Below are 8,744 nucleotides of genomic sequence, written 5' to 3'. Positions count from 1 at the left end.
TGCACATGGCTACGATGGTGAAGTGGTTTATGCACTAGTACGTCTAACAACTCCCAAAATTCAATTAGAGAATGCAATAAGAACAACCAATTTTTTGCACCAATCCTACAACAGTCGCACTTCAATTAGTAAACAACTTAGTGACTTAGCTAAGAGTGATCAACGGGTAGCCATTTGGGGAGGGACAGGGAAAGCAGCTGCTTTTATTCACCAATATAACGTTGATTCACAACGCTTTCCGTTAGTCGTAGACTCTGACCCAGATAAAGTCGGCACATTTGTCCCAGAAACAGGGCAAGAAATTATTTTTCGAGATATTCTGAAATCTTCCCCAGTAGATATAGTTATCATTCCCACCCAATGGCGTGCGAAAGATATTTTAGCCGAAATGAATCGTGAAGGCATTGTTGCTAAGCAAATATTGATTGAACATAAAGGTCAATTAATAAATTTCCTCACAGACAAACACCCCTATTAAGGTACGCATTAAGCAATGAAGTTAACTATATTCGGCATCGGCTATGTTGGCTTAGTCCAAGGCGCTGCTTTAGCCCAGGCTGGCCACAATGTACTCTGTGTTGATAATAATATTAAAAAGATCAAAAACCTACAAAACGGTATTATCCCAATTTATGAACCTGGCTTATCTTCTTTAGTCACTGAAAATCAACAAAACGATAGACTTCACTTCTCATCTAATCCAGAAGATGGAGTCCATCATAGTAATCTTATTTTTATTACCGTGGGAACCCCCCTTAATGCAAAAGGTGCAGCCGATATAAGATTTGTGCTAGAAGTTGCTTCAATTATTGCAACTCATATGACTGAATATAAAATAGTGGTTAACAAATCTACAGTACCAGTTGGTACAGCTGATAAGGTTAAAAATAAAATCTCCTCAATTTTAAAAAAACGGAATAGTTCTTTACCCTTTGATGTTGCCTCTAATCCTGAATTCCTTAAAGAAGGCAGCGCTGTGAATGATTTCATGAGACCTGATCGAATTATTCTAGGAACAAATACAGAAAAAGTAAAAAACACATTAACTGAATTATATTTATCATTTAATCGTAATCATGATCGAATCATTCATATGGATATTCGTTCTGCTGAATTAACTAAATATGTTGCTAATTGCATGTTAGCCACGAAGATTTCATTTATGAATGAAATGTCAAATATTGCTGAGATTGTAGGCGCGGATATTGAAAAAGTAAGGCAAGGAATTGGCTCTGATTCACGTATTGGCAATGACTTCATATATGCTGGTTGTGGTTACGGTGGATCATGTTTTCCAAAAGATATTCAAGCACTAAAACAAAGTGCCAATGACTTTGGTTATAACAGTAAAATACTAAGTGCTGTAGAATCAGTTAATATCAGCCAAAAAAAGAAATTATTTAATTTAATTATTTGTCATTTTAACTCCAGCATTTATAACAAAGTCTTTGCGATTTGGGGGTTATCATTTAAACCAAATACAAACGATATACGAGAAGCACCTAGCATTATATTAATTGAGCAACTACTTAAAGCAGGTGCCAAAATACAAGCATTTGATCCTCAGGCTACAGATGAAGCCAAACAATTATTTGGAAATCGTAAAAACTTATTCTTTATGGACTCAAAAGAATCTGCCATCACATGTGCTAATGCTTTAATAATCGTAACTGAATGGCGTGAATTTTGGTCGCCAGATTTTGATAAAATTAAACAAGAATTGACACATCCTGTAATATTCGACGGTCGAAATTTATACAACCCTGAACAAATGAAAAAAATAGGATTCAATTATTACGCTATAGGTCGAGGTCAATCTGTATGTCATCAAAACATTTTGGACTATTAGCTACCTGATTTAAGAGACAGATTAGTTCATTGGGTTGTGTTGTTTATCGTAATGTAATTGCTTACGCTTAGCCAACTTGTTTTGTTTAATTATTTACCGCTGATTGATTATTTCACTATCACGACCATAAAACACATCTGCAGGCGTTTGATTGTTCAAGGATTCATGATAATGCTCATGATTGTAAAATGAACTAAGCTACATAGAGAGTCAGGATACGATATTATTGATTATATAATCGGGTATTACAGTCAAGTCAGGGCTCATCAACATAATAATGGCTTTGCGCCAAATGTTGTTGAGAAAAACTACTGGGCTGAATATAAAACTGTGGCCAAAATTCTTGACCACTACAACAAGAACGAACGTGAGGACTGGTAGTCCCCGGTGGGCGTAGGTATTTCTGGATGCCCGCCGTGTAGAGCGCCAGAGGGGGTCTGGAATTACATACGAAATGCCGTAAAGTCATTTGTGGTAGTGCAGTGGGTACACTAAACAGGACACACACTTTAATATATTATTATCGGAAAATAAGTGTGTCTAAAATGAGCAATCCAACAACGAAGAAAATACCGTCGAGAATACAAACTTGAAGCGGTTCAATTAGTTCAACAATCTAATATTCCTTTATCCCAGATCGCTGATAATCTGAGTATTAATGACAATATGCTTAGGCGATGGGTTAAAGAACATACCGAATCCAATAAATGAGCTTTCTGTGGTTATGGGTCAGCACGGGACCAAGAGCTACTGTGTATTTAACTTAACCTAAGTCGTTATGCTCAAACTGCTGCTTCAACTTTCATAATACCCCACCCGGACTGCTCAAGTTGGGGTGTCAGCGCTGCGCAACGCAGTTCTAGACTTATGCGCTCCTCAGTCATCGCAGACGTATGGTAGGTACGGTGGAGGGTGAAATTGGAGAACACCAATACGTCACCCGGCATCATCACTGGATGCCAGCATTTTTCCAGTCCATAGGTTTGTTCTACCCAATCAGGTTCGAAGGCGATTTGTTCATAGGGCGTCTTATCAGAATTCTGCCAGTGTGGCGGATGTAGAAGTGTCGTAAGGGTACCATTTCTTAAAACTTCAAGTCCCGGTGCATCATCACCACACATCATTAAGGGCGTCCATGCATTAAGAATAAAAAATGTATCCCCCATAAAAGCAGCATCCTGATGATAGGGAACGTTTGGATTTTTAAGCTGCTGCGGATCTTGGCGGCGCGGTAAACAATTATTCAGGATAAAGCCTACGGCAGAACCATAAAACCCGAACAATAATTGAATCAACTTTGTTTTAAGAACCAGTTGCTGCACAATCGCAAACTGCTCTCCGGGTGCATCAAGCTCACTACCCAGAACATGGCCGAAGCGGTACATTGTCCGTGAGAATTCTTCCGGCATATTACCACGTGCAAATTCTGCATCGCGCCGCGCATAAGCTTCGCGTGCACGCGCCTGAAAAACAACTAGGTCACTCTGTGGTATAACCCCACGCAGCAAGACACACCCCTGTTGCTGAATACTTTGCGCAAAGACTCTGGGAGTTATATCTGCCGCCATATATTCTGGCAAAGGATTTGAATGGGGGGGCCGTCTTATAGATGACATAATTAGTTGAATTAACTCTGGAGTTAAATTTTATTGTGAAGTTCCTTAATGGTCTTTGTTCTTGGTATATTTTAACTTGAGTGGATATTAGATCTTCGAGATTAAATGCTGAGAAAAAAGCTAAAAAAGATAGCCTGTAGGCTATCTTTTTTAGTAATAAGTTTTTATGTCTTACTATCAAACAATAGTCCAACCATTTTGTCTAGATTTTGGATGAAACTTAATGTTTCCTGTGCTGGTATTTGACGAATTGTTTTACCGGTATTACTGTCTGTTACTTTGACTATATCTTTTCCGGTCCCAGGGTCTACGCTAAAATTTATATTACGATCCAAAGCGCTCATCATATCATTCAATGATTGGATGGCTGTCGATAGATCTTGCTCCGACATCACCGATTGGGTATCTACTCTAATTTCATCCCTTGGCTTTATGGCTTCAGCAACTGCCACTTCAGTATTCATAACTTGGACTGGTTCTTGTTTTGGTGCAGGTTTTGCACTTTCACTGGGAACTGCTTCAAGTTTTACTGGCGAAACCGGCGGCGGTGGTGGTGCTGATGAAGCTACACTGATTTCACTGGCCATAATCTTTTCCTCCTATAAATAAAATCTGATTAGCCACTGGAATTTGAGATTATATAATTTTCAAATCCCAGTGACATCAATTGAATTACTTTAATAAGGATAAGACAGATTGCGCCTGGGCATTTGCCTGAGCCAACATCGCCGTTCCAGCTTGTTGCAAAATCTGGTTTTTAGCTAAACTAGAGGACTCTTGCGCATAATCTGCATCGGCAATGACCGAGCGTGCGGCTGAAGTATTCGCTGACATATTGGTCATATTATTCACCGCAAACTGCAAGCGGTTCTGGAAAGCACCCAGTTTTGAACGTTCTTGTCCAACTTCTAGCAATGCCTGATCAAGCGTATTTATGGCTGCAGCAGCAGTGGTTTTATTAAGTACATCAATATTGGCAACAGTTTCAAGTTCGGCTAAACCGGCCGCAATATCTAAGCCTGCAGTATTGGTTGCAGTCGCTGTTCCACCTGGAAGCGTTGCCGTAGCGTCACCAGAAGTATCTGTAACCACCATTGTCGGCGTAAAAGATGTAGTACTACCCGTCGCTATAGAGGTAACAGTAAGTACCGCACCAGATGAAGACATGGTATAACCCGTTGGGTCAGTGGCAGCGGCAATTGCAGTGGCTAACAGAGTTGCAGTACTGGTATCATTGGTTCCACCGGCTGAAACCCCTGTGATTGCAACTGATACGCCTTCTGCTATTGTAAGTGTAGCTACATCACCTGTCTGAAGTGCACCATCAAGAGTGATTGCACTGTTAGACGTTGTAGCTGCTGTTATTGCTGCCACGGCAGTTTTATCACCTATTGCAGAGGCTCGCATGTCGTTAAGCGATATGTCAATTGTTTGCCCTGACTTATGCCCAATTTGAAATGTAGAACTGGTCATAGATCCATCAAGAAGAATTTTATCGTTAAAACTTGAATTGTTACCAATTCGATTCATTTCTTCGATTAACTTACCAATTTCATCATTAAGGTTGACTCTGTCAGATGAGGAATTCGTATCGTTCACGGCTTGAACGGCTAATGTGCGCATCCGTTGTAAGATATTCGTGGTTTCTGCTAATGCGCCTTCTGCTGTTTGCATAAAGGAAATGGAATCGTTTGCATTACGAACCCCTTGATTTAAGCCTTCAATCTGAGAGGTCATTTTGTCGCGAATGGCCAGACCTGCCGCATCATCGGCTGCTGAATTGATCCGTTGCCCTGAAGACAGCCGCTCCATTGCTACATCCAAGTCCTGACGTGATTCTGATAAATATTTCTGCGCATTGATTGACGCAGCATTCGTTGTGATTACCATAGCCATAGTTATTCTCCAAAAATTAATTTCGCCCTGTTTATGGTAGATAACTCAGTGACTGATCTAACATTTCAGGCCGGGCATTTGACCTACAGTTATTAGATCGACAGTGAATTATTAATCTTTAATGTTTTTTGACCGAAAAAATGTTTTTTAAAAAAAGAGGGTTTTATAAAGAGGATTGAAGCTGTGAAAACAACTTGTGTGATGAAAAAAATTGCTAATAAATCGTGGGTTTCATGACTGACAAAAGTGCTTGTAATCAAATTTATTACTTTAAAAAAAGATTTATTAACCTAATGTGCAACAATAAATAACCGTGGGTGCTTCTTAATAACGTTAACGGCGGCTTTCAAGGGGCATGGCTTCCCAACCCACGCTGACTTCTTTTAACAGTTCATGGATATGTTCGATACGGCTGATATCATTTGAAACACTGCTTTCGCGCAATGTTTTGCCCATATAAAGGTATAAATCATTTAAGTTATGTGCTAAATCGCCACCTTTTTCAAGATCTAAGCAGTCCTGCAGGCCATTAATAATGGCTAAAGACCGAGATAATTCCGTTGCTTTACCGGCGTAGTTTTTATGGTTAATATGGAATACGGTTAAGGTTAATGACTTTAAACAGCCGTTAAATAACATTTTGGTTAGATCATAGGCTGAACCGCAATAAGCCTTAGAACTGCTCTCAACACTGCTGTATTGTTTAAGTGCTTGTTGTGCCCTGAGCATGGTATCTCTCCAAAAGTATTATTTGTTTTTCTTATGATTAATAAATCGACCGATAAGGAGAAAACTGTAGTGAAAAGGTTTTTATTTCATTACTGAGGTCTTATTTCGTTCCTGAACAGGAATCTGATCCCACGCACTACTGATTTCCCGCAATAAACTAGAGACTTCACGAACTATAACCGGGTCGTTATCAAAACTGCTTTTATAGAGCCGCTGCACCATATACTGATACAGGCCGCCTAAGTTCTCAGCTAATTCACCGCCTTTTTCCATGTCCAGTGAATCGTCAAGCCCTTCAATAATATTAATAGCCCGGGCGAGTTGTTCCCCTTTTAATTGAAACTGCTTTTGTTTCATCGCCGTCTCAGCAATAGCGAGTGCACGTAAAGCACCTGAAAAAAGCATTTTAGTCAATTGATGTGGCGTTGCATATTCAGCCTGAACGTTTTGTTCTACATTACTGTATTGTTTTAATGCTTGCTGCGAAGTAAACATATTTCACCCCTAAAATTAGTTGTTTCTAATCTAGGTATCGACAGCAAAATTGTTTAATTTAAATTTTATTTTAGAAAATACGGAGGGGTGTATAAAAGCATTTATTATCAAATACTTAACGGTAGACATTAATCTTTGTTATTGTTGGGCAGAGCGTCTAATTGTGCGTCCAGATATTCTTTTAAAGCGTTCATTTCTTGCATAATCCGGTTCATTTCGGCAAATTGTTTACTGTATCGGCTCTCAATACTGGCTTTTCTTTTATCAACCTTTACTTGATCACTTTCAATTTGTTCTAAAGTAGAATTGCTTTGGTCTTTCATTGAGTCAATGGTCCCCTGATAAGCTAAGTAGCCATCCAGCAAGGTTACAATATCACCGGCCAGACCACGAGTTAGTGCATCACTGCCTGCATTATTTTCTGTTGCAGAAAAACTAACCGCCGTTCCCGTAGCACTACCACCGCCACTGGTTGTGACTGTCGCCACTGAAGGTGACAAAGCACTAACACTGGCACCGGTAGCCGTTGACTGAATTATCAAATCATCACCACTGGCGGTAATTGTATAACCTGTAGCCGTTTGAGTGGCAAAAGCGGCAGCTAACTTAGCGGCTGTATCGTAGGTCCCTGCACTACCAACAACCGCAATGGTTACCCCACCGGCAATAGTAATGGTCGCTGTATCAGCACTGTTTAATCCAGTTGCCAATGTTAATGAACTCAGTAAGGGTTTATCCTCTGAATCATAGGTGCTATGGTCATCGGTACCGCCACTGAAGAAATCTTTAATTTCATCAAAATAAGTGGTCATAGCGGTATCAAGCTTAGCATCATCAACCAGAAGTGTACCGGCTTTATTATAACTAACCCCCATATCGGTCATGGTTTTGATATTGGTGCCAGCTTTAGAACTCTCGGAATAAAAGAGTTGTTTGATTTTATTTTTAATCTGAATAACAGTACTGTCATTAGCCAAATCACCATCGACACTATTACTGAGACCTTTCAATGTGGTTTCAAACAGATTCGCCGCACTCACCACCGTTTTAATGGTGTCTTTGGCCAAGCCAAAATCACGACTGACATTGATATTCACGGCCGAACTGTTGGTGGCATTTAAGTGTAAGGTCACACCCGGAATTAAATCGGTAATTTCATTACTGGTTCGGGTAACCGCTAACCCATTGACAGTGAGTGATGCATCTTGCGCGGTTTTTAATTTATTTGTTACATCTGCAAGCGCAAATCCGGTTCCTGCCGAGCTATCAACAGCCGCCGCAGTCACCGCCCCCGAACCACTGCCACCAATAGTGACTGCTGGGGCATTGGCTGTGGCGATAACACTCTGGCCAGTTTCGCCAGATTTACTGTAGGCCGAATTTTTTGTAAAAGTAACCACACCACTGTTATTAACAATATCCCAACCGGTTACACTTAAAGTATCAAAAGCAGCACCAATATCGTTTGCCGTGGCACCGGCAGATAAGGCGGCAGTGGTAAAAGTTGTACCATCAATAGTGACAGCCGCGGTTTGATTGCTGTCAATTGCTGTACCCACGGTGAGGGTGACCGCTGTTGACGCATAGGTCGTTGGCAGATCGGTGTTGATGGTTATACCATTAGTGCTGCCGGACTGACCTTCCATCAGTAGTCGATATTGATCGGTGCCGGTACTCACCACACGGGCGGTTACCCCGGAATCGGCTGTTTTGGCATTAATTCCTTCGGCGAGTTTATCCAGCGAGACGCCACCGGCCGCCAAAGCAACCGTATGTTGGGTGCCGTTAACGGTAAAAACAAAATTAGCAGATGAACCATTGTTTTGATCCGCACTGCTACTTGTAAAAGTACTTGAGGCCAGAATATCGTGTTGCGCCAGCGCTGAAACCGTAATCCCATGAATGCCGGCGGTGGCGATACCGCTACCGGATTCGGCACGGATAACACTGTTATCGGCACTGGTGATACTGGAGAAATTAAATTCGCGGTTGTCATCCAAGGCTTGAAAGGCAGAACGTAAGGTTTGGATCGATGATTTTAAGGTCGCTAAACCGGAAATTTCAGCTTCGGTTTTAGTTTTACGACCATCAAGAATGGATTGTTTGGGGCCAATTTCAGCATCGACTAAGGCCGTCACCAATTTCTTGGTATCCATTTT

9 protein-coding genes are annotated in these 8,744 nt (G+C 40.9%); 3 read left to right on the top strand and 6 right to left on the bottom strand.

What is annotated here, in order from left to right:
* The 3 genes from QZ488_RS20205 to QZ488_RS21580 form a co-directional block, all read left to right on the top strand.
* A partial coding sequence (locus QZ488_RS20205; protein ID WP_293752141.1) for a hypothetical protein occupies positions 1 to 478 on the top strand: 478 nt, incomplete at its 5' end.
* A gap of 15 nt (positions 479 to 493) precedes the next feature.
* Positions 494 to 1,849 carry a UDP-glucose/GDP-mannose dehydrogenase family protein gene (locus QZ488_RS20200; protein ID WP_293752139.1) on the top strand — a complete coding sequence of 452 codons (1,356 nt, stop codon included), beginning with the start codon at positions 494 to 496 and terminating at the stop codon, positions 1,847 to 1,849.
* 552 nt (positions 1,850 to 2,401) lie between these two features.
* A complete protein-coding gene (locus QZ488_RS21580; RefSeq protein WP_366509078.1) occupies positions 2,402 to 2,560 on the top strand; it encodes a transposase in 159 nt (52 codons plus the stop codon).
* A 71-nt stretch (positions 2,561 to 2,631) separates the two neighbouring features.
* On the opposite strand, the gene QZ488_RS20195 is transcribed toward QZ488_RS21580, so the two are convergent.
* The 6 genes from QZ488_RS20195 to fliD all read right to left on the bottom strand — a co-directional run.
* Positions 2,632 to 3,417 (bottom strand): hypothetical protein, encoded by a 786-nt coding sequence (locus tag QZ488_RS20195; RefSeq protein ID WP_293752137.1) that lies wholly within the window; start codon positions 3,415 to 3,417, stop codon positions 2,632 to 2,634.
* A gap of 212 nt (positions 3,418 to 3,629) precedes the next feature.
* Entirely contained in the window at positions 3,630 to 4,052 is a 423-nt protein-coding gene (locus tag QZ488_RS20190) for a flagellar protein FlaG (RefSeq protein ID WP_293752135.1), read from the bottom strand.
* An 85-nt stretch (positions 4,053 to 4,137) separates the two neighbouring features.
* Positions 4,138 to 5,361, bottom strand: a complete 1,224-nt coding sequence (locus QZ488_RS20185; RefSeq protein WP_293752133.1) for a flagellin — start codon at positions 5,359 to 5,361, stop codon at positions 4,138 to 4,140.
* 333 nt (positions 5,362 to 5,694) lie between these two features.
* Positions 5,695 to 6,090, bottom strand: a complete 396-nt coding sequence (gene fliS, locus QZ488_RS20180; RefSeq protein WP_293752131.1) for a flagellar export chaperone FliS — start codon at positions 6,088 to 6,090, stop codon at positions 5,695 to 5,697.
* Between the two features lie 81 nt (positions 6,091 to 6,171).
* Complete coding sequence (gene fliS / locus QZ488_RS20175; RefSeq protein WP_293752129.1) at positions 6,172 to 6,585, bottom strand: flagellar export chaperone FliS; 414 nt, start codon at positions 6,583 to 6,585, stop codon at positions 6,172 to 6,174.
* 128 nt (positions 6,586 to 6,713) lie between these two features.
* Positions 6,714 to 8,744 (bottom strand): flagellar filament capping protein FliD (fliD, locus tag QZ488_RS20170; RefSeq protein ID WP_293752127.1); only part of this gene is annotated, 2,031 nt, incomplete at its 5' end.

Origin of the sequence: uncultured Paraglaciecola sp. (assembly GCF_913020055.1) — a bacterium.
Lineage (GTDB): Bacteria > Pseudomonadota > Gammaproteobacteria > Enterobacterales > Alteromonadaceae > Paraglaciecola.
Note: the sequence above shows the minus strand (reverse complement) of the source record. Positions and strands in the feature narration are given on the sequence as shown.

What these genes read in the sequence shown, in the direction of transcription:
- QZ488_RS20200 (WP_293752139.1), top strand. Translation starts at nt 494, where the DNA reads ATGAAGTTAACTATATTCGGCATCGGCTATGTTGGCTTAGTCCAAGGC.
- QZ488_RS20195 (WP_293752137.1), bottom strand. Translation starts at nt 3,417, where the DNA reads ATGGCGGCAGATATAACTCCCAGAGTCTTTGCGCAAAGTATTCAGCAA.
- QZ488_RS20190 (WP_293752135.1), bottom strand. Translation starts at nt 4,052, where the DNA reads ATGGCCAGTGAAATCAGTGTAGCTTCATCAGCACCACCACCGCCGCCG.
- QZ488_RS20185 (WP_293752133.1), bottom strand. Translation starts at nt 5,361, where the DNA reads ATGGCTATGGTAATCACAACGAATGCTGCGTCAATCAATGCGCAGAAA.
- fliS (WP_293752131.1), bottom strand. Translation starts at nt 6,090, where the DNA reads ATGCTCAGGGCACAACAAGCACTTAAACAATACAGCAGTGTTGAGAGC.
- fliS (WP_293752129.1), bottom strand. Translation starts at nt 6,585, where the DNA reads ATGTTTACTTCGCAGCAAGCATTAAAACAATACAGTAATGTAGAACAA.